The following is a 20,364-nucleotide window of genomic DNA, read 5'->3' on the forward strand; positions in this document are numbered from 1 at the left end:
CGTTGAAGTTTTCCCAGGCAGGGCTCCACGTGCTGGCCCACAGCTTCCGGAGCGCGGGCCCATCATCCGCCGCGTCCAGGCGGGGGATTTCGCCTGAGCCGGGGCAGGGGGAGGCCGCCTGCCACGCGACGGTGCGCGCTCATGGCCGTTGCGCGATGCATTCTCGGGGCGTAGGGAAGCAACGCCCCATGTCCGCCACCGCCCAACTGCTCGAAACCGTCCGGAAGGAAGCCAAGCCGGGAATCTGGTCCAACGGCGTGAACCTCGCCCGCTCCGGAGCCGTGGTGCTCCAGTCCCAGAAAGGGGGCGAGCTGGAGCTGAGGGTCCGCGCCAAGGGGCGCCCGGTCGCCCTCACGGTGGTCCTGTACCCGAACGACGACGCCTGGGAGTGCGACTGCCCCAGTCAGGTGGACCCCTGCGAGCACGTGGTGGCGGCGGCCATCTCCATCCAGCAGGCGGAGAAGCAGGACGCGCCCATGGAGACGGCGGCCACCCGGTGGGCCCGCGTCGTCTACCACTTCACCCGCGTGGACGGCGGCCTGGAGCTGCGCCGCTCCATCGTCCAGGTGGACGGCACGGAGACGCCGCTGGAGGGCAGCCTGACGTCGTTGATGGCCCGGCCCGCGGAGGCCGCGAAGCTCCAGGTGGAGAACGCGGACCTGCTGGCCGACCGCATCCTGGAGCAGCGGCGCACCCGTGGCACCCTGGCGCCGGAGACGCTGGAGGCGGTGCTCAAGGTGCTGGAGTCGGCGCGCAACGTGCTGCTCGACGGGCGCCCGGTGGCGGTGTCCGACGAGCAGGTGCTGCCACGCGCGGTGGTGGAGGACCGCAGCGGCCAGATTGTGGTGACGGTGAGCAAGGACCCGCGCGTCCAGGAGGTGGTCAGCCCCGGGGTGGCGCTCGCGAGCGATACGCTGGTCCGCCTGGGCGAGACGTCCATGTCCGGCCCCTGGTTGCAGCACCTGCCCATCGTCCGCACGTACTCGGCGGACCACCTGGGGGACCTGACCTCCAAAATCATGCCCGAGCTGGGCCGCCGCCTGCCGGTGGAGGTCCGCAGCAAGCGGCTGCCGCGCCTGGACCGCGAGCTGAAGCCGCGCATCCTGCTGGAGCTGAACCAGCTCGACGCCGGCCTGTCCGTGCTGCCCACGCTCGTCTACGGCGCGCCGCCGGTGGTGCGCATCGACAACGGGCGCATGGTGTACCTGCGCGGCGCGGTGCCGCTGCGCGACGAGGCCGCCGAGCAGCGCCTCATCCACCAGCTGCGCGACGAGCTGAACCTGGTGCCCGGCCGCCGGCTGACGGTGCAGGGCTCGGAGATGGTGCGCTGGGCGGACAAGCTGCGGCGTTGGCGTGGCGACCTCGCCGGTGACGCGGCGGGGCTGGTGAGCCCCGACGTCAAGCTGCGCCCGTCGCTCCACCTGGAGTCCAGCGTCACGGGGCAGGGCGTCCCCGACGTGCGCTTCCAGCTCTCCTTTCAGGTCGAGGGAGCCAAGGGCGAGGTCAAGGACGTGGACGCCGCCGCCGTCATCCGGGCGTGGACGGAGGGGCTGGGGCTGGTGCCGCTGGACGGTGGTGGCTGGGCGCCGCTGCCCCGGGCCTGGCTGGACAAGCACGGTCAGCGCGTGGCGGACCTGCTCAACGCGCGGCAGGAGGATGGGAAGGTCTCCAACCACGCGCTGCCGGAGCTCACCGCGCTGTGCGAGACGCTGGAGCAGCCGCCTCCGCCGGGCCTGGACCGGCTGGCGCCGCTCATCTCCGGCTTCGAGAAGCTGCCCCCGCCCGAGCTGCCCGCGGAGCTCAACGCCACGCTGCGCCAGTACCAGCTCCAGGGCGTCAGCTGGCTGGGCTTCCTGCGCGGCGCGGGGCTGGGCGGCATCCTGGCGGACGACATGGGTCTGGGGAAGACGCTCCAGACGATTTGCGCCCTGGGGCCCGGGTCGCTCGTGGTGTGCCCCACCAGCGTGCTGCCCAACTGGGCCGCGGAGCTGAAGCGCTTCCGCCCGTCGCTCAAGGTGTGCGTGTACCACGGGCCCGGCCGCGCGCTGGAGCCGTCCGCCGAAGTGACGCTCACCACCTACGCCATCATGCGCCTGGACGCGGCGGTGCTCGGCGCGAAGACGTGGGACTCGCTGGTGCTGGACGAGGCGCAGGCCATCAAGAATCCGGACAGCCAGGTGGCGCGCGCGGCCTTCGGGCTCAAGGCGAACTTCCGGCTCGCGCTCAGCGGCACGCCGCTGGAGAACCGGCTGGAGGAGCTGTGGAGCCTCATGCACTTCACCAACCCGGGCCTGCTCGGGGGGCGCAAGCACTTCGAGGAGAAGATTTCGCGGCCCATCTCCGAGGGCCGGCAGGACGCGGCCGAGGGGCTGCGGCGCCGCATCCGCCCCTTCGTGCTCCGGCGGCTGAAGCGGGACGTCGCGCCCGAGCTGCCGCCGCGCATCGAGTCCGTCATGCACGTGCAGATGGATGAGCGTGAGCGCTCCGTCTACGACGCGGTGATGGCGGCCACGCGCAAGGAAGTGGTGGCGCTGCTGAACGAGGGCGGCAGCGTGCTCAAGGCGCTGGAGGCCCTGCTGCGGCTGCGTCAGGCCGCGTGTCACCCCGCGCTCGTTCCGGGCCAGCGGGCGAACACGTCATCCAAGGTGGAGACGCTGGTGGACGCGCTGGAGACGGCCGTCTCGGAAGGCCACAAGGCGCTCGTCTTCTCGCAGTGGACGTCGCTGCTGGACCTCATCGAGCCGCGCCTGAAGGCGGCGGGCATCGGCTTCGGCCGGCTGGATGGAACCACGGCCAACCGCGGCGAAGTCACCGAGCGCTTCCAGTCCCAGGAGGGCGAGCCGGTGCTGCTCATGTCCCTCAAGGCGGGCGGCACGGGCCTCAACCTCACGGCGGCGGACCACGTCTTCCTGGTGGACCCGTGGTGGAACCCGGCGGCGGAGGCGCAGGCCGCGGACCGCGCCCACCGCATTGGCCAGGAGCGCACGGTGATGGTGTACCGGCTCGTGTCCCAGGGCACCGTGGAGGAGCGCATCCTGGGGCTCCAGGAGAAGAAGCGGGCCATCTTCGAGGCGGCCCTGAGCGAAGCCGCCGCCGCGACGGCCATCACCCGGGAAGACCTGCTCGAACTCTTCTCATGACGCGCGCAGTCCTTCTTTTCGCAGTGGGGTTCCTCACGATGCTTCCCGAATCCGCCGACGCCCGGCCCCAGGCCGCCGCCACGCTGCATGCGCTCATCCAGCAGGAGTGGCAGTACCAGTTGGAGCACAGCCCGACGTACGCGTCGGTGCAGGGCGACCGGCGCTGGAACGGCCGCTGGGATGACCTGAGCCTCGAGGCCATCGAGGCGGACCACCAGCACAACCTCCAGGTGCTCGCGAAGCTGAAGACGGTGGACCGCAAGGCGCTCTCCGCGGCGGACCAGCTCAACTACGACCTGTTCCGCCGCGACTACGAGACGTGGGTGGAGGAGCACCGCTTCAAGACGTACCTGATGCCGGTGAACCACATGGGCGGCATCCCGGAGGGCATCAAACAGCCGCCGGGTGTGCAGACGGCCTACCAGCTCGCGGACAACCTGCGCTTCGAGACGGTGAAGGACTACGAGGACTGGGTGGCCCGGCTCCAGGGCTTCGGCACCTACGTGGACCAGGTGCTGGCGCTGCTGCGCGAGGGGCTGCGTGAGAAGCGCATCCACCCCCAGGTCGTCCTCCAGCGGATTCCGCCGCAGGTGGCGAAGCAGCTCGTGGCGGACCCGGCGGACAGCGGCTTCTTCGCGCCGTTCCGCCGCTTCCCCAAGGGCATTGCCTCCGCGGAGCAGCAACGCCTGTCCGCGGCGGGCCGCGCGGCGATTTCGCAGGGCGTGCTCCCCGCGCTGAAGCGCTTCCACCAGTTCCTCACCGAGGAGTACGTCCCGAAGGGCACGGAGGCGGTGGGCATCTGGCAACTGCCCGACGGCGCGGAGCTGTATGCCTTCCTCGCGCGCAAGTTCACCACCACCGGCCTGGGCGCGGAGGAGATTCACGCGCTCGGCCTGGCCGAGGTCCAGCGCCTGCGCGCGGAGATGGAGGCGGTGAAGGCGCAGACGGGCTTCAAGGGCACGCTGGCGGAGTTCTTCCGCTTCCTGCGGACGGATGCGCGCTTCTATGCGCGGGACGGGGACGAGCTGCTGATGCGCTACCGGGCCTTGTCCAAGCGCATCGACCCGTCGCTGGTGCGGCTGTTCAAGACGCTGCCCCGGCAGCCCTATGGCGTGGAGCCGACGCCGGAGGCCATGGCTCCGGACGCGACCACCGGCTTCTATTACCCAGGGGCGTCGGATGGCTCGCGGCCGGGCACGTACCTGGTGAACCTGTACCGGCCAGAGACGCGCCCCCTGTGGGAGATGGTGCCGCTCACGCTGCATGAAGCCGTGCCCGGTCACCATCTGCAGACGGCCCTGGCCGCCGAGCAACCCGGCCTGCCCGAGTTCCGCCGCTACGGCTACTACGTGGCCTATGGCGAAGGCTGGGCGCTCTACTGCGAGACGCTGGGCGACGAGCTGGGCCTGTACACCAGCCCGTACGACAAGTTCGGCCAGCTGGCCTACGACATGTGGCGCGCGGTGCGGCTCGTCGTCGACACCGGCATGCACGTGAAGAAGTGGACGCGGCAGCAGGCGCTCGACTTCTTCATGGAGAACTCGCCGCGCCAGGAGCTGGACACCACCAACGAGATTGACCGTTACATCGCCTGGCCGGGGCAGGCGCTGGCGTACAAGGTCGGGCAGCTCAAGATTCGCGAGATGCGCACACGCGCGGAGCAGGCCCTGGGCCCGGGCTTCGACGTGCGCGAGTTCCACGACGTCGTGCTGCTCGACGGCTCCCTGCCGCTGGACATCCTCGAGGCGCGGGTGCAGGCCTGGGTCCAGGCGCGGCAGCGTGGGGCCGCCGCGCCCACGCCTCAGCGCGCGGACTGAGGCGGCGCGGCGTCACGGCGCGGGAGGGGCCAGCCGGCCGTACTTCTTCATCACCTGGATGAGCCGTTCCTGGGGCAGTCCGAAGACGCGGCTGCCCTCCGCGCCCGTCATCGTGTCGGAGGCCAGCATCGAGTTGAGGATGGCCTCCTGCGTGGCCTGGATGGTGGCCTCGAAGAGCGGCGTCATCCGCTCGTTGTCGAGCGCTGACACGCTGGCCACGGCCGTCCCCGCGGGCGGCTTCAGGCGCTGCGTGGAGAAGGCCACGAAGATGTCGCCGGAGGAGTTGGCCCCCAGGCCGCCCATCTTCCCGATGCCCAGCGGCACGCGCTTCGCCAGTCGCTCCAGTTGATGCGGCAGCAGCGGTGCGTCTGTCGCCACCACCACGATGATGGAGCCGGCGCCCTCGGGCGTTCGAGGCTGGGTATCGCCGCGCGACGCCGAGCAGGGCGGCACGTCCTTGAACATGCCGGGGCTCGGCTTCTTGGGCCCGGTGTAGCAGGGGCGCAGGTCGTTGATCTCCTCGCCCACCGGCACGCCCTCCACGGTGAAGAGGTGGCGCGCGCCGTAGTTGCACTGCAACAGCACGCCCACGGTGTAGCCGCCCTCCGACTCGGGCAGCTTGCGCGATGCCGTGCCGATGCCGGCCTTGAAGCTGTGGCACACCATCCCCGTGCCGCCGCCCACCGAGCCCTCCGCGACGGGACCGCTCCTGGCGCTGTCGAGCGCGCGGTGGGCGTGCGTGGCCTTCACGTGGAAGCCGTAGATGTCATTCAGCAGGCCATCCCACGTCTCCGCGACGATGGGCAGCCCCAGCTCCCACTCCAGCCCTCGCTTCATCGCCCAGGAGATGACGGAGTCGCGCACGGTGCCCACGTCATTGGTGTTGGTGAGCATGACGGGACCGGCGAGCTGGCCGGACTCGGTGAGCCAGTGGGAGCCCGTCATCTCGCCATTGCCGTTGAGGGCGTAGATGGCGGCGAAGACGTCCTCGGACACACCGTTCTTGCCGCGAGGCAGCACGGCGGTGACGCCGGTGCGCACCGCGCCCTTGCCGCGCGGGCCGCGGGTGTCACCCGAAATCAGCGTCGTGTGGCCCACCTCCACGCCGGACACGTCGGTGATGGCGTTGTTCGGGCCGGATTGGCCGCCGAAGGTGATGCCCAGGTCGCGGGCGCGGGGCCTCGTCTGGGTGGACTGCGCTTCCGCTGGAAGGGACCCCAGCAACAGACAGGACACGACGCCCAGGCGCAAAGGGAGACGGAATGGGTTCATGGCGTGGCGTCATATCGCGACCGCTTCGGGCCCCCAACGGGTCGTCCTGTCTGGCCATGACCGTTGTCTCCCTGCCAGTATCTCCCTGAGTCCCCTCACCGTCGGGAGGCTGTCGGGCTGCACATGGCCGAACACGAAGACCTTGATGCGTTGTGGCGCAAGGCGCGGCCGGATGACCTCGCCTCGCTGCGGCGGCTGGATGCCGCGCTGGTTCGTTCTGGCTACCAGGTGGAAGGAAAGACGGTGCGCGAGTGGATTGCCGCGCTCGCCGGAGACCGCATCCGCTGGTTCGACGGCAGGGATGCACATGACCGCGTGTGCCAGGCGGGGCTCGCGGCGGTGCCCGCGCTCATGGAGGCCCTGGCGCGAGCGGACCAGGAGGCTTCCTGGCAAGCCACGCGCAACATGCTCGGGCAGTGCGTCGCGGCGCTGGGCACCATCGACCCGCTCCCCACCTGTGCGATTCCGGCGCTCCTCGACGTGCTCCGCCAGCCCGTGGCGCGGGTCCGGCGAATGGCGTTGGCGGTGCTGACGCGCATGCGCCCACGCGCCACCCCCATGGCCCTGCGCGCCGTCCTGCCGTGTCTCAGGGAGCGGGGTGACGCGCCGACGCGGCAGCACGCGGCGCAGGTGCTGGCGGCGATGCAGGACCCGTTGCCGGAGGAGGTTCGCGTCGCCGCGCTCTCGCTGCTCGGGGATGCCCACCGCGCGGTGCGCCGGGAGGGGCTCCATGTCCTCGCTCGCTTTCCGCGCGACGAAGAGGTCCTCACCGCGCTGGAGGAGCAGGCCATCGTGGACGATGAGAATCGGAACGAGGCCCTGCGCGTGCTGTCGCTGCTGGCGCCGGCCCGAGCGATTCCAAGACTGCTCGAAGTGGCGAGTAGCGCGAGGTCGCGCCGGCAAGAAGACGGGCCGCCTCCGCCTTCCTGGCGGGGCCCGCTCGGTGAGACCCGACGGCTCGAAGATGGGAAGCGAGCCCTGTTGTTCATCGCCCGGCTGGGCGTCCGGGGCGCGGAGGCGCTGGCGCCGCTCGACGCGCTCCGGTCCGTCGAGGTCCTGGCACCCTATGTGGACGCCGTCATGGACGACATCACGCGCGCGGTGCTGCGACAGCAAGCGCCGCCCTTGAGGACGGACCGTTTCCAGGAGCCGCTCTGCGCCGCGCTCTTGACGGACGTGGCGTGGCCCGTCGAGCGCGCCGAGGAGCCGTCCCTGGCGCTGCGCCCGTGGCTCGAGTCCCTGGCCGCCTTCGGAACGGAGGTGGAGGTGCGCGTGGCGCTCGCCGCCGCGAGGCGTGTGCTGTGGCTGTGGGAGTCCCAGGACCCGAACAACGACTGGTCACGCCGCGCCGTCATGGCCTTGGACCGTTGGCTCTGCGAGCCCTCGGAGGAGCACGCGGCGCAGGTGGCCGAGGTGGGAAATTTCACCCCCAGCCAGTTCTGCGCGCCGGATGCCTTCTCCGCCGCCTGGGCGGTGAACTACGCCTGCGGGTGTGTCCCCCGGCCGTCCGCGCCCGTCGCCCCGCGCCCATCTGAAGAGGACCCCCTGGGCGCGTGCGTCCATGCCGCGTGCCGGGCGCTGAGCCGCCGGTCGGTCATCACCTTCGCGCTGGGCGCCAGCGAGGAGTCTCCGGAGCCGCTCAGCCCGCATGCGTCGGCACGCGAGGTCCATCGTGCCATCGTGGACGAGGTGCTGCCCTGGGCCTGTGGAGCCTGGGACCCCGTGACGGACACGCCACGGCTGCGCAAGGCGCTGCGCGCGGACGGCTGGCGCATCCCCGGCTCGCCCTGACTTCACGCGTCCGGCTGTCCGCGGGTGTGCAGTGGCCGTGAGCCCGCCGGGCCGGGAAGTGTGTGCGCGCCTGACGCTGACGCATGTGAATGCCCCCGAGCGCGCGTGCGGTCCACGGGGGCAGGTGACAACCCGTTGGCCACAGGCCTGAGGTCCGGCCCCGTGAATCATGGGGGCGTCCATGGCGTGGAGGGCAGGGGGCGGAGTCCAGCGGTGGTGGGCCGCCCTGCTGTGGGGGGCGTGTGTCCTGCTGGCGGGCGTCGTCCGCGCGGACGGGTGGCACGTGGAATACGACGCGCCGGTCCCACTCTTCCTGGACCGCAGCTACATCCTCGACTCCCCCAACCGCATCCGCCGCCAGGGGGCGCCGAACTCCCCGGAGAAGCTCATCTTCGAGGCGCAGGTGGCGCCCAACCTCTTTCTGCCACAGCTCCATCACGGAGACTTCACGCGGCCCGGCGGTGAGTATTTCCTGTCGCTCATCATCACCCCGGCGGTGCAGTTGCGCATCGTGGACACGGCGAGCGACCCCGCCATCCCGCCGTCCTTCATCGCGAAGGCGACACTCCAGGTGGCGCACTTGCGACCGCTGGCGAAGCCTCGGGCAGAGGGCGCGGCGGTGCGGGGATTGGCGCTCGGGCTCAACGTCATCGTGGCGCACTACTCGAATGGGGAGTCCGGGTGCTTCTACAGCAACCAGACGCGCGGCGAATCCAGGTGCACGCCGTCGGAAGGGCAGCTGCCGCTGAACGAGGTGTCCGGCAGCTTCACGACGAACCTCTTCCGCATGGAGTTCCACAGCCGGCTGGCTTTCGACGTGGAGCCGGACCTGCGCAACGCGTGGTTGGTGGGCGGGTTCGCCGCCTTCGAGCTGAATACATCCATTGGCCCTGGCCGCATCACCCACGCCCAGCGGGTCGTCTACGGTGACGGACACTGGGCGGCCGGCGTCATGGGCCAGCGCACGTGGAGCAACCACCGCTTCCCGTTGGAAGTGTCCGTGTCGCAGCCCTTCGGGGAGTCGCCCTCGCAGCGGGCCACGTGGCAGGCTGAGTTCGGCGTCTACCCCCGGTGGGGCGCGGGCTTCGGCGCCTTCGCGCGGTACGTGAAGGGACAGGACTACTACAACATCCTGTTCCTGGAGCCCGTGGCACTGTGGCAGTTCGGGCTCGCCTTTGAACTCAACCCCGGCGCGCGACTGCGGGCGGCCGAGGAAGGTCGGCCGCCCGGGTTTCCTTGAGCCGCGTCAGGGCAGGCGCGCGTCGAGCCACGTCAGGTGCGCGTCGACCGTCTCCGCCACCGCCTGCGCCTGGTCCGACGCGCTGGGGTCCGTGTAGGGATTGCCAATCTCCTTGTGCTGCCACTTCACCCAGGTCTGCTTGTACCAACCCCAGTCGAGGTTCGTGCCCGTCGAAGGCGGGGTGCTGCCCGCGTAGCCGGAGAAGGCGCGGATGCCCGTGGCGGGCGCGACCTCCTGGCCTCCCACCACGTGGAAGATGTGGAGCCTGTCGCGGCGGGGGAACTGGGCCGTCAGGTTCGTGGCCCACGCGCCATAGAAGGTGCCCCAGGGCCGCACGGGGTTGTTGATCTTGCTGTCGAAGGTCCCCAGCTCACCCTGGCTGTTGCGGCACACGCCGTCGAATGACGACACGTAGATGTCGATGCCGTCGAGCGCCGTGTTCGCGCGGAGCGCTTGCGCCATGCGCATCATCAAGCAGCCACCGCGAGAGCTGCCCGCCAGGTAGATGGCGCGCGTCTCCGGACGGACCTGCGCCTGGAGCCAGTTCGAGAAGCCATTCACGATGCGCTGCTTCGTGTCGCTGTCGAACAGGTGGTCGAAGTTGGCGTCGTTGACGACGGACAGGTACGTCTTCCCGCTGGGAAACCAACCCAGGGCGCGCAGCTTCATGGCCAGCGAACGGCCGTCCAGGCTCACGTTGGGACAGGAGACGCTGTCACAGGACGCATCCCAGTTGGAGGCCTGCCCGGTGACGCCGCTGGAGTGGCCGCTGCTCGAAATCTTCTGGCCCGCGGACATGAGGACCAGGGCCTCGCGAATGGCAGGCGCGTCCACCTCCGCGATGCGGATGTTGTGGAGCGCGATGTCCAGAGCGCCCGCCGCGCGGAAGTGCTCGAACCCCGCCGCCGCTTGATAGGCCCCCGAGCCGTTCCTGTAGACGACACGGCGGGACACCACCGTCTGGCTGCTGCCGCTGGGATACGTCAGCGCCTGGGCCTGGGTGTCCAGCGCGCCCTCGGGTTCGAGCGCGGACGGGGCCGGCTCCAGGGGGCCCCCGCAGCCCGCGAGGGCGCCTGTGAGCAGCAGGGCCAGGTTCAGCCTGGAGAAGACACGACGAGCGACGCGTTCGGTGCGGACCATGGTGTGCTCCGAGGGCGGAGGGAGGTGCATCGGCAGGCCCTGGGCACGCCCCCTGGGCCCAGGGCGAAGTCGAAATGCTCAGGGCACGCTCACGGTGGCTCGGGCCAGGGCGAGCCAGGAGCTGCGCCGGCCCGGGTCCTCACCCAGGTGGGTGCTGTTGGGCGGCGCGTCCGGCGGCGCGACAGCCAGGGACACGCCTTCACCGTCCCGGTATTTGAGGAGGCGGTGGTGCTGGTCGTCGGCGATGTAGAGCGTTTCGCTCTCGGCGTCCCAGAACAGCCCGTTGGGGTCGCCGTCCAGTGGGATGGCTTTGGGGGCCCGCTCCACGGGCGCATCCTCCCCCGGACCGTCGGAGGGGGCGTCAGAGCAGCGCACGAGGGTGAGCAGGGCAAGGAGGGACAACAGGGGCGCGCGCATGGCCGACTTCTAACTCACGGGACGGTGAAGGTTGGCTGCTTTCCCAGTCTAGAAAGCCTCGCCCACGTTCAAATAGAAGCTGGGTTCGCTTCCGTAGGCGATATCGAGCCGGATATTGACGGGAACGTCTGTCATGGGCGCGAAGCGCAGCCCTGCGCCAGCCGCGGGTTTGATGTCACGCATGTCGAAGTCGCGTGGGCTGCGTGCCACCGTCGCCGCGGAGACGAAGGCCACGCCGCCCAGTCGCCAGAAGAGGGGCGCGCGGTACTCAACCTGCGCGCCCAGGTGCTGGCGCTCGCGGAAGCGCCCCTCCAGGTAGCCTCGGCTCAACTCCATCCCTCCCAACCGTCCCGTGTCATAGAAGGGCGGTTCACCGTCGCGCAGGTCGACGAGTCCCTGCATCGCGAGAACGTGCCGCTGTCCCCACGGAAGTGTGAGGTAGCGCCGGACATCCAGCCGCAGCACATCGAAAGCGTAGTCGGAGCTCCACGCGTCCCGGGCCCGGCGCAGGTTGAGCCGCGCCACCAGGCCTGTCACCGGATTGAGCGTGTTGTCCCGTGAGTCATAAAGGGCGGTGAGCCCGAATTGAACCGTCGAACCGCCCTCGGCCCCCGTCATGCGCCGCACCGCCCCGTCCTCCGCGACATAGGTGAAGCGAGCGTGTTGATAGCGCACGGTGGGGCCGAAATAGAGGCGGGGGGCGATGCGCCACTTCGGACTCAGTTCAAGCTCGAAGAAGATGGGGGTGAAGTCCTCCTCGTCCTCTGCCCGCGTGCGTGCGCCCATGCCGAAGAAGCGGTCCGGGAAGCGCGCCGCACTGGCGGTGGCCGTGAGGTTCAGCCGGTCGTCGAGCAGATTCACGTCTGGCTGGAGGAGGAGGGTGAACTGGCCACGGGTGCTCGCGGCGGCGGCCAGCATCACCTGGGACTCCCTGCCGCCTCGCGACGCCGGGGGCTGATAGATGAGCGATGCCGCGCCGCCCAGGAGGAAGCTCGTCTCCGGCTGGTAGGCGGGCAGCACGAAGGGGACGACGCTGAAGCGCCCCTCCGGTGCTTCCTCGGGAGTGGCCACGAGCAGGACGCCGAGGACGGCCGTGAGGAGCGGTGTCATGGCGGGGCCTCAGACGTTTTCGTCGAGCCAGTCGAACAGGCGCGCTTCGGCCAGCGCCGTGGACGCCGCCTGGCAGTGCAGGGGCGCGGCCTCTTCGTGGGTGAACATCATCAGGTGCTTGGGGCCCCGGAGCGCGTCGTAGAGCTTCTGGGATTGGCCCGGCGAGGCATCCTCCGCCTCGCCCTCCATGATGAGCACCGGGCAGCGGATGCGGTCGACGATGGCCTCGTTGGTGAACTCTTCCAGCTTGCGGAAGAGCTCCGACGGCGACCGTGCGCCATGCTTCCAATACACGTCACGCAGCCAGTACTGGGCGGTGGGCCACCGGTCCGCGAGCGCGGTAATCGCCTGGTCGAACTGCTCCGGGTGTGACTTCAGCAGTGCCAGCGAGCCCGGGAGGAAGCGGTTGAAGTGCGAGCTGGTGGACTCCCACCAACTGAGGACGCCGGGGTTGGCGATGCACAGGGCGATGCGAGGCTCGAACGCCGCAGCCCGAGGCGCAAGTGCGCCGCCGAATGACAGGCCCATGAGGAAGATGCGGCGAGGGTCCACCCCGCTGATGCGCTCGGCCGCGTCCACCACGGGGCTGACGGCCTTCTCCCAATCCGGCCGGAAGCTCAGCCGGTGTTCCCGCAGCGAGCGGCCCTGGCCCGGGCCGTGGAACATGAGCACGTGGTAGCCGCGCCGGGCCGCGCCTTCCCAGACCCACTTCGTCTCCTCCGGCCAGGCATGCAGCCCCTGGTGGAGGAGGATGACGGGCGCGCTGGGCTTCGCGTGCGGCGAGCGCACGAAGTACGCCGCCAGCGTGGTGCCCTCGTAGGGGATGGCCAGCGGCTGCACGTCGTAGCCGAGCAGCCCGTTCGACTTCTCGAAGGTGGTGGCCGCCTGCCGCGTCACCTCGAGCGTCCGCGGGTCCTCCAGGTCCGTGTAGTGCATCGTCGCCGCGCGGTAGTAGTTCGCCGCGCGCGCGTAGGCCTGGCCGGCGCTCAGCAGGTGACCCCTGGACTCGGCGTTCTGGGCGTGGCCGTGGACCCGCCGCGCCGTCTGGGTCCACGCCTCGAACCAGCTGCGCTCGTCCCCGGGCTGGATGCGGCTGGCCGTCTCCAGCACGTCCCCCACGTCGCTCTGGCCGTGGGTGGCATGGCTGAGGAACCAGAGCACCTGGTTGTCCATCAGCCCGTCCCCCGTGAGGCGGATGTCGTACCAGGCGTCGCTTCGGGGGTTGATGCCCTGCACGTCCTTGGACACCGGTGCCAGCGCGCTCCGCAGCCCCAGCGCCGCCGCCGCGCCGCCAGCAAACAGCCCCGCTCCCATCAGCACGTCTCGTCGAGAGGGTCTTCCTGCGGTAGGTTCGCCTTCGGGCTTGACCATGGGATTCAATCTCCTGGGTTAATCGTTTGATTGAATCAATAGATTTAAAGTTGCCCGCGCCTGTCAAGCGTCGGCGCGGAGTCACGTCGTTTCAGGGGTTTGCAGGGATGGGGACCAAGGAGCAGGAGGCCCGGGAGCGCATTCTCCGGGCGACCATCGTGTGCATCGGCCGGGATGGACTGGATGCGACGGGCATCCGGGAGATTGCCCGCGAGGCGCAGGTGAACAGCGCGGCCATCAGCTACTACTTCCGGAGCAAGGAGAAGCTGGTTGCCCTGGCGCTGGAGCAGACGCTGGACCAGGCCTTCGGGAACGTCCTGGAGGACTTCGATCGGCTCCGGTTGGAGGGCCTGGGCATTCGCGAGGCGTTCGAGACGCTGCTCGAGGATTTGATGAGCAACTCGCTGCGCTACCCGTACATCGCGCACGCGCACTTCCACGACGCGCTGGCCCATCAGCGCTACGACAGCTCCGCCATCCAGCGCCTCAATGCGTTCCTGGCCGAGCTGGCCGGGAGGCTGGCACCGGGGGCGCCACATCTGCCGGAGAACCGGCTGAGGATGGCGCTCACCCAGGTCTGGGCCTCCCTGAGCCTGCTGACGATGATGCCCCGGCTGTTCGACCAGTTCATCCTGCTCGACTTCGGCACGCTCGACACGCGGCGCGCCTGGGTGCAGCAGGCGTCACGGCTCCTCTTCGTTCCCTGAGGGCCGTGTCACGCGTGTCTCGTCAGAACGCCGCGCCGTCCGCGCGCAGCCCTGGAGAGCTGGCGACGCCCGGCGTCAGCGTGTCATGCGCGACGAAGCTCGCATCCGGCGTGACGTCCGGCGAGCGGTTGGCGGAAACCCCGGGCACGGTGGACGTGTAGTCGTACTGGTCCACCAGGGTGGAGTCGTGCCGCCGGACGCGCACGGAGTCACTGCTGTTCCCCAGGCCCAGCAGGCCACTGGATGCGGCCAGCGCATTCGCCTGTCCCGCAGGCACCGCCGCGGCGCCACCGAAGACGACCACCGCCTTGCCACCCCCCAGCTGCGTCCCCTGCGCGAAGACATGCCGCGCGGAACCGTTGGTGGCGTCCCACAGCGTCCAGCCGGAGATGTCCACGGGGAAGGGACTGGCGTTGACCAGCTCCACGAACTCGTGCGCGGAGGTCTGGGTGCCTTCATTGGCCAACACCTCGTTGATGAACACGCGCGCGGCGCCGCTGGCGATGGTCAGCGCCGCGTCACTCATGTCCGTGTGCGCCGGTTCGTAGACATCCACCACGCGCACCCACACGTTCGAGGCCGCCTCGTCCGGAACGCTCCAGGCGAAGCGGCCCAGGGCTGCCGGGACGGACGCGGCCAGGACGCTCCAGTCCGTGCCGCCATTGGTGGAGACCTCGACGCGGACCTCGCCCACGCCCCAGGACGTCCAGGTGATGGGCAGCGTGCTCCCGCCCTGGTACGTCCCGCCGTGGGGTGACTTCAGGCGGAGGAAGGGGCCGGTTGCCGCGCTGAAGGAGTAGCTGCTGACGACGGGGCGATGGTCGCTGACCACGTTGAGGAAATCGGGGAACCACTCGTCCACGTAGAGCACGCGGGCCGATTCCGCGACGTAGCGGTCCGCCGCCTCGTTGGTGGCCAGGGTGTGGTCGACGACGTTCTCGAAGCCAATGGAGGTGTCATCCCCCGCCAGCGACAGCTCCCGGGTGATGAAGGTGAAGCGAGCCGAGTCGGAGACGAAGTTCTGGTAGGGCGTGGCCAGCGGCGCGCCGGAGGTGGGGTCGAGCGAGATGGACTCGTCCACGTCGTCATTCCAGTCGCCAATCACGAAGACGTGCTGCGTGGGCAACTGTTCGTCGAGGTACGCCTTGAGCGCCGCGGACGCGCGCTCCCGGGCTTCGCGCGGCCCCGTCGGGTCGGCGCTGTTGGCGCGCATGTGGACGACGATGACGGTGAGCGGCGTCTCCACGCCGTTGATTTCGGTGGTGAAGTCCACGCGGAGCGGCGGGCGGTCCGCGAAGTCGGAGATGTTCCCAATCCGGACCAGGGTCGCGCTCTGGAAGGTGAGGGAGCTGTCGTAGAGCACGCCCAGCTTCTGGCTGCTCGTGCCGTAGGGAGACGTTCCGCCAGAGACGAAGGCCGCGTCGTTGGAGAGGAAGCCGTCGAAGCCGGGGAGCTGGGCCTTGAGCAGGTCGAAGTCGGCGGCATCCACCATCTCCACCATGGCCCACAGGTTGGCGCCCGCCGCGAGCATGATGTCGCGCGCACCGGCAATCTGCAGGTCATCGGACGTGCCGCCATCCGACGAGGAGTTCGACGGGCCGCGCGAATCCGAGCCGAAGTAGGTGAGGTTCCACTGGCCCGCGGTGAACACGGGGGCGCCCGGCGCGCTCACGGAGAGCGCCAGTTCCCGGGTGTCCGTCTGGCCATTCGCATCCTCCACCGTGACGGTGAAGGTGCTTCCGGCCACCTGGGCGGGCGTGCCGCTGAGCGTGCCCGTGGCGGACAGCGTGAGGCCCGCGGGCGCCGTCCCCGCCGTGATGCTCCAGGACAGGGGTGCGGTGCCACCCGCGGCGGCCAGCGTCGTCGTGTACGCCCGGCCCACGGTGCCTTCCGGAAGGGTCTCGGTGGTGATGCCGGGCGGCGCATCCTGTCCGGCGTCCGCCCCCGCATCGGAATCGGTGCCCGCATCGGAGTCTGTCCCAGCGTCGGGATTGTTTCCGGCGTCGACGACGACGCCACTGTCCGCGGGCGTGGGCGTGGGGTCGTCCCCACAGGCGGTCAATAGGAGCAGGACGAGAAGAGGCGCGAGTATGCGGGGTGGCGACATGAACGACTCCATGGCGTGGAACGAAGCTCGAAGGACAGCGACGGTAGCCGATGGGGCGGACATGCGCCCTCTGCTACGACAGGACCGCCGCGTCCTCAGGTCGCGCCTTCGTCAATGACTGACTGGATTGCGGCCGCCAGCCAACGCTGGGTGGACGTGTCGAGTCCCTCTGAGAGCCGTTGGATGGGCAGCAGCCGCCCGCTGACGAGCAGGCCATTCCAGAGGATGTTGAGCCGGGCCGCGCGCCCCTCGCCATCCGGAGCGCCCAGCCAGCGGGACAGGGGGGCGATGACCTGCTTCTGGAGCAATTCGACGCTGGTCGCATGGGCTTCGGGGTCGGACGCCGACAGGATGAGCATCGCCAACGGACCCGAGGCGTCGTGTGCGCCCAGGAAGAGGGACACCACCGTCTCTCCAAACTGGCGCCTGTCTATCTGGAGCAACGGGCCGATATCGAGCACCTGCGCCAGCGTCTCCCGGTACAGCCCCTGCTTGGAGCCGAAGTAGCGGCCCACGAGCGAGGAGTTGACTCCGGCCAGCGCCGCGATGTCCCGCACCCCCGTGTTGGCGAAGCCCTGTGTGGAGAAGAGGGCCCGCGCGGCGGTCATCAGGGCGGTGCGTGTGCGTTCGGAGTCTCTTTGCCGGACGGCTGGCTTTGCAGTGGGCGGTCGGGTCAAGGGCATCTGGGTTTACTTATAATTCCGACTGAGCTATGTCTATGTAAGTAAACGGCTGTGTACGTCGTGCGTGGCTTCCAACTCGAAAGGATATGTGCGGATGACTGCGACAAAGCAGGAGGGGCGCGCTTTTTCTCCGGAAGCCTTGAAGGAGAAGTACCGCCTCGAGCGTGAGAAGCGGCTGCGGCCCGACGGCAATACGCAGTACATCCCTTTGAAGGGCGTCTTCGCGGACTTCGACAAGGACCCTTATGTCGAGCCTGGCTTCACACGCCCGGCGCTGGCGGAAAAGCTAGACGTCTTGATTGTCGGAGGTGGGTTTGGCGGCATGTTGTCGGCCGCGCGGCTGCGTCAGGCGGGCGTGGACTCCATCCGCATTGTGGAGAAGGGCGGCGACTTCGGCGGCACCTGGTACTGGAACCGCTATCCAGGCGCCGCTTGCGATGTGGAGTCCTACATCTATCTGCCGCTGCTCGAAGAGACTGGCTACATGCCCACCGAGAAGTATGCGCGGGCGCCCGAAATCTTCGCCCATTGCCAGCGCATCGGCAGGCACTTCCAGCTCTACGAGAAGGCGCTGTTCCAGACCTTGGTCCAGTCCATGGACTGGGACGACGACGCCCGGCGCTGGAACGTCACGACGGACCGAGGGGACCGGCTGGCGGCGCGGTTCGTCATCATCGCGGGAGGCATCCTCCACAAGGCCAAGCTGCCCGGCATTCCAGGCATCGAGACGTTCAAGGGGCATTGCTTTCATACCAGCCGCTGGGACTACGCCTATACCGGTGGCAGCCCCACCAGCCGCATGAGCCGACTGGGTGACAAGCGTGTGGGCATCATCGGCACGGGCGCCACGGCGGTTCAGGCCATTCCCCAACTGGGTGCCGTGGCCCAGCGGCTGTATGTCTTTCAGCGCACCCCCTCGAGTGTTGGCGTGCGCGGCAACCGGCCCACGGATGAGACCTGGGCGAAGTCACTCCAGGCCGGCTGGCAGCAAGACCGCATCCGCAACTTCTCCGCGATTGTCTCTGGCCGCCCGCTGCCGGTCGACATGGTCCAGGACGGCTGGACGTACATCTTCCAGGACGGCGCGATCCAGCAGGCCCGGACCCCCGAGGAAGCCGCTGAACTCCGCCAACTGGCTGACTACCGGAAGATGGAGGAGATCCGCGCGCGGGTGGATGCCATTGTCTCGGATGCGGCGACGGCCGAGGCGCTCAAGCCTTATTACAACCCGATGTGCAAGCGGCCCTGCTTCCACGACGAATACCTGGAGACGTTCAACCGGCCCAACGTCCAGCTCGTGGACACGGACGGCAAGGGCGTGGAGAGGATTACGCCGACGGGTGTGGTGGTGAAGGGGAAGGAATACCCGGTCGACTGCCTCATCTACGCTTCGGGCTTCGAAGTCTCGGGTGACTACACCCGGATGCTGGGCTTCGACATCCGGGGCCGCGATGGCACATCGCTCCGGGAAAGCTGGGCCGACGGTCCGGCGACGCTGCACGGCATGCACAGCCGCGGCTTCCCGAATCTGTTGATGTTCACCACGACCCAGAGCGGCTGGGCCATCAACTTCGTGCACATCCTCGACGAGCAGTCCCAGCACGCCGCCTACATCATCGGGCGGTGCCTGAAGCAGGGCGTGGAAGTCATCGAGCCCTCTGCGCAGGCACAGCAGCAGTGGTGGGACGTGATTCTCTCCCGCCTCAGGACGGGGATTTCCTTCGGCGGGGCGGATTGCACGCCCGGCTACTACAACAACGAGGGTGTCAGCCCGGGGCCAAACGCCATCCGCTACGCGACCTTCGGAGGCGACACGCTCGCGTTCATCGATGTCCTGCGTGCCTGGCGTCAGGGCGATGGACTCGTGGGCCTGGAGCTCACGCAGGGCAACGCGGCTTCGAAGCCATGAGTGCCTCCATGTTCCGATGCGTCTCCAAGTCCCTGGCCGCCGGTCTGCTGTTGATGGCGAGCCCGGCCCTGGCGGCCCCTCCCAAGTCCTACCGTCAGGAGACGGTGGTGGCTGGCTCCCACTTCCAGGGTGTCCACGGGCTCGCCGTGGATGGAAGGGGAAACCTGCTGGCCAGCAACCTGCTGGGCCAGTCGGTCCACGCCGTCAACCTGAGCACGGGCGCGGTGAGTACGCTCGTGGGGCCTCCGCTGGGTGGCGCGGATGACGTCGCGCTGGGGCCTGACGGCTCCATCTACTGGACGGGTTACTTCTCCGGCCAGTTGATGCGGCGCACGCCGGACGGGAAGACGCGCGTCATCGCCAGGAACCTGCCGGGCCTCAACTCGCTGGCCTTCCGCGGCGATGGCCGGTTCTACGTGACGCAGCTCGGGCGCGGCGACGCGCTGTGGGAGGTAGACCCGACCGGGCGCAAGCCGCCCCGGAAGGTCATCGACGCGCCCGGTTATCTCAATGGCTTCGAGTTCGGCCCCGATGACCGGCTGTATGGCCCGCTCATCCTCAAGGGGCAGATTGCCCGCGTGGACGTGGACACGGGCCTCATCGAGAAGGTGGCGGAAGGCTTCACGGTGCCGGTCGCCGTCAACTTCGACGCGCGCCGGGAGAACCTCTACGTCGTCGACGCGGCGACGGGGGAACTGGTGCGGGTTCGTTTGCCGTCGGGTGCCAAGGAGGTCGTCGCGAAGCTGCCCACCGGGCTCGACAATCTGGCCGTGGGCCCGGATGACCAGGTGTACGTGTCCAACATGGTCGACAACGACATCCGCGTGGTGAATCCCGCGGATGGCTCCGTTCGCCTCCTGGTCGAATCTCGCTTGTCCGTGCCCTCCGGTATCGCCGTCGTGCCAGATGACCCCGAGGAGACGCTGTACGTGGCGGATGTGTACGCCCTGCGCCGGGTGGGCGGGCGTGAGGGCCTGGTGAACCAGACGACGCGGGTCCTCTCGTCGCAGCTGAACTTCCCCATGAACGTGAGCGTGACCGCCCGGCATGTCGTGCTGAGCACGGCCTATCTGGGCAGCCACAGCACCCTCCAGGTGTTGGACCGCGGTACGGGAGCGCTCCTGCGGACCATTCCCAGTCCGAATGGCGCGCAGGGCGTGGTGGAGCTGGAGGACGGCACGCTGCTCGTCGCCGAGGCCGCCACGGGCCGGCTCGTTCGTGTGGATACCTCCGAGCCCGCCGTCACCACGGTGCTGGCGGAGAGGCTGGGTGGGCCCGTGGGACTCGCGGCCGACACGAAGGCGAAGGAGCCTGGGGTGTACGTGACGGAGGTGCGTTCGGGGAAGGTGACTCGCGTGCGCCTGTCGGATGGGGCGCGGCGCACAGTGGCCACGGGCCTCAAGGCGCCCGAAGGCATCGCGCTGCATCCCGATGGTGGGTTGATTGTCGCGGAGGTGGGCCGCAAGCGGTTGGTGCGCATCGACGCGGCCACGGGCCGGGTGACGGTGCTTGCCAGTGGCTTGCGCATCGGTCTGCCTGAGAGCGAGGGACTGCCTCCGGGCTACATCCCCACGGGCGTGGCAGTGGGCGCGTCGGGCACCCTCTATGTGACGTCCGACATCGAGAGCGCGCTCTACCGCTTCGTCCCCGTGCCTTGAGC

Annotated in this window: 14 protein-coding genes; 7 read left to right on the forward strand and 7 right to left on the reverse strand. The window is 69.2% G+C overall.

The annotated features are described in order from the left end of the window. Nucleotides 1-188: 188 nt before the first annotated feature. Together QEG98_RS15015 and QEG98_RS15020 are read left to right on the forward strand one after the other, a co-directional pair. A complete protein-coding gene (locus QEG98_RS15015) occupies nucleotides 189-3,140 on the forward strand; it encodes a DEAD/DEAH box helicase (RefSeq protein WP_316567168.1) in 2,952 nt (983 codons plus the stop codon). Further along, a complete protein-coding gene (locus QEG98_RS15020) occupies nucleotides 3,137-4,957 on the forward strand; it encodes a DUF885 domain-containing protein (RefSeq protein WP_316567169.1) in 1,821 nt (606 codons plus the stop codon). Before QEG98_RS15015 ends, QEG98_RS15020 begins: the two co-directional genes overlap by 4 nt. 12 nt (nucleotides 4,958-4,969) lie before the next feature. Here QEG98_RS15020 and QEG98_RS15025 read toward each other — a convergent pair whose 3' ends face one another. Next, nucleotides 4,970-6,229, reverse strand: a complete 1,260-nt coding sequence (locus tag QEG98_RS15025; protein WP_316567170.1) for a P1 family peptidase — start codon at nucleotides 6,227-6,229, stop codon at nucleotides 4,970-4,972. A gap of 123 nt (nucleotides 6,230-6,352) precedes the next feature. On the opposite strand from QEG98_RS15025, the gene QEG98_RS15030 reads away from it, so the two are divergent. Both QEG98_RS15030 and QEG98_RS15035 read left to right on the forward strand, forming a co-directional pair. After that, complete coding sequence (locus QEG98_RS15030) at nucleotides 6,353-8,020, forward strand: HEAT repeat domain-containing protein (protein ID WP_316567171.1); 1,668 nt, start codon at nucleotides 6,353-6,355, stop codon at nucleotides 8,018-8,020. Between the two features lie 181 nt (nucleotides 8,021-8,201). Further along, the gene (locus QEG98_RS15035) at nucleotides 8,202-9,260 is read left to right on the forward strand and encodes a hypothetical protein (RefSeq protein WP_316567172.1); all 1,059 of its coding nucleotides are present in this window, start codon (nucleotides 8,202-8,204) and stop codon (nucleotides 9,258-9,260) included. 6 nt (nucleotides 9,261-9,266) lie between these two features. On the opposite strand, the gene QEG98_RS15040 is transcribed toward QEG98_RS15035, so the two are convergent. From QEG98_RS15040 to QEG98_RS15055, 4 genes are all read right to left on the reverse strand, one after another. Further along, nucleotides 9,267-10,400 carry a hypothetical protein gene (locus QEG98_RS15040; protein ID WP_316567173.1) on the reverse strand — a complete coding sequence of 378 codons (1,134 nt, stop codon included), beginning with the start codon at nucleotides 10,398-10,400 and terminating at the stop codon, nucleotides 9,267-9,269. A gap of 78 nt (nucleotides 10,401-10,478) precedes the next feature. Further along, the gene (locus QEG98_RS15045; RefSeq protein WP_316567174.1) at nucleotides 10,479-10,817 is read right to left on the reverse strand and encodes a hypothetical protein; all 339 of its coding nucleotides are present in this window, start codon (nucleotides 10,815-10,817) and stop codon (nucleotides 10,479-10,481) included. Between the two features lie 48 nt (nucleotides 10,818-10,865). Further along, nucleotides 10,866-11,927, reverse strand: coding sequence for a BamA/TamA family outer membrane protein (locus tag QEG98_RS15050; protein WP_316567175.1), 1,062 nt, complete (start codon nucleotides 11,925-11,927; stop codon nucleotides 10,866-10,868). Nucleotides 11,928-11,936: 9 nt separating this feature from the next. After that, nucleotides 11,937-13,241 (reverse strand): alpha/beta hydrolase family protein, encoded by a 1,305-nt coding sequence (locus QEG98_RS15055; protein WP_316567176.1) that lies wholly within the window; start codon nucleotides 13,239-13,241, stop codon nucleotides 11,937-11,939. 164 nt (nucleotides 13,242-13,405) lie between these two features. On the opposite strand from QEG98_RS15055, the gene QEG98_RS15060 reads away from it, so the two are divergent. Then, nucleotides 13,406-14,005: a TetR/AcrR family transcriptional regulator gene (locus QEG98_RS15060; protein ID WP_090495569.1), complete on the forward strand. Its 600-nt coding sequence runs from the start codon at nucleotides 13,406-13,408 to the stop codon at nucleotides 14,003-14,005. A 22-nt stretch (nucleotides 14,006-14,027) separates the two neighbouring features. Here the strand turns inward: QEG98_RS15060 and QEG98_RS15065 are convergent, their stop codons facing one another. Together QEG98_RS15065 and QEG98_RS15070 are read right to left on the reverse strand one after the other, a co-directional pair. Beyond that, complete coding sequence (locus tag QEG98_RS15065) at nucleotides 14,028-16,112, reverse strand: lamin tail domain-containing protein (RefSeq protein WP_316567177.1); 2,085 nt, start codon at nucleotides 16,110-16,112, stop codon at nucleotides 14,028-14,030. A gap of 95 nt (nucleotides 16,113-16,207) precedes the next feature. Further along, nucleotides 16,208-16,720 carry a TetR family transcriptional regulator gene (locus tag QEG98_RS15070; RefSeq protein ID WP_316567178.1) on the reverse strand — a complete coding sequence of 171 codons (513 nt, stop codon included), beginning with the start codon at nucleotides 16,718-16,720 and terminating at the stop codon, nucleotides 16,208-16,210. A gap of 169 nt (nucleotides 16,721-16,889) precedes the next feature. Here QEG98_RS15070 and QEG98_RS15075 point away from each other — a divergent pair, with 169 nt between their 5' ends. Beyond that, nucleotides 16,890-18,704 (forward strand): NAD(P)/FAD-dependent oxidoreductase, encoded by a 1,815-nt coding sequence (locus QEG98_RS15075; protein ID WP_316567179.1) that lies wholly within the window; start codon nucleotides 16,890-16,892, stop codon nucleotides 18,702-18,704. An 8-nt stretch (nucleotides 18,705-18,712) separates the two neighbouring features. Continuing rightward, the gene (locus QEG98_RS15080) at nucleotides 18,713-20,362 is read left to right on the forward strand and encodes a gluconolaconase (RefSeq protein ID WP_316567180.1); all 1,650 of its coding nucleotides are present in this window, start codon (nucleotides 18,713-18,715) and stop codon (nucleotides 20,360-20,362) included. The last annotated feature ends 2 nt before the right edge of the window (nucleotides 20,363-20,364 follow it).

The sequence above is a fragment of the Myxococcus sp. MxC21-1 genome (assembly GCF_032612255.1).
Lineage (GTDB): Bacteria > Myxococcota > Myxococcia > Myxococcales > Myxococcaceae > Myxococcus > Myxococcus virescens.

Coding starts and splice junctions, on each gene's coding strand:
- QEG98_RS15015 (WP_316567168.1), top strand. CDS start 189: ATGTCCGCCACCGCCCAACTGCTCGAAACCGTCCGGAAGGAAGCCAAG.
- QEG98_RS15020 (WP_316567169.1), top strand. CDS start 3,137: ATGACGCGCGCAGTCCTTCTTTTCGCAGTGGGGTTCCTCACGATGCTT.
- QEG98_RS15025 (WP_316567170.1), bottom strand. CDS start 6,229: ATGAACCCATTCCGTCTCCCTTTGCGCCTGGGCGTCGTGTCCTGTCTG.
- QEG98_RS15030 (WP_316567171.1), top strand. CDS start 6,353: ATGGCCGAACACGAAGACCTTGATGCGTTGTGGCGCAAGGCGCGGCCG.
- QEG98_RS15035 (WP_316567172.1), top strand. CDS start 8,202: ATGGCGTGGAGGGCAGGGGGCGGAGTCCAGCGGTGGTGGGCCGCCCTG.
- QEG98_RS15040 (WP_316567173.1), bottom strand. CDS start 10,400: ATGGTCCGCACCGAACGCGTCGCTCGTCGTGTCTTCTCCAGGCTGAAC.
- QEG98_RS15045 (WP_316567174.1), bottom strand. CDS start 10,817: ATGCGCGCGCCCCTGTTGTCCCTCCTTGCCCTGCTCACCCTCGTGCGC.
- QEG98_RS15050 (WP_316567175.1), bottom strand. CDS start 11,927: ATGACACCGCTCCTCACGGCCGTCCTCGGCGTCCTGCTCGTGGCCACT.
- QEG98_RS15055 (WP_316567176.1), bottom strand. CDS start 13,241: ATGGGAGCGGGGCTGTTTGCTGGCGGCGCGGCGGCGGCGCTGGGGCTG.
- QEG98_RS15060 (WP_090495569.1), top strand. CDS start 13,406: ATGGGGACCAAGGAGCAGGAGGCCCGGGAGCGCATTCTCCGGGCGACC.
- QEG98_RS15065 (WP_316567177.1), bottom strand. CDS start 16,112: ATGTCGCCACCCCGCATACTCGCGCCTCTTCTCGTCCTGCTCCTATTG.
- QEG98_RS15070 (WP_316567178.1), bottom strand. CDS start 16,720: ATGACCGCCGCGCGGGCCCTCTTCTCCACACAGGGCTTCGCCAACACG.
- QEG98_RS15075 (WP_316567179.1), top strand. CDS start 16,890: ATGACTGCGACAAAGCAGGAGGGGCGCGCTTTTTCTCCGGAAGCCTTG.
- QEG98_RS15080 (WP_316567180.1), top strand. CDS start 18,713: ATGTTCCGATGCGTCTCCAAGTCCCTGGCCGCCGGTCTGCTGTTGATG.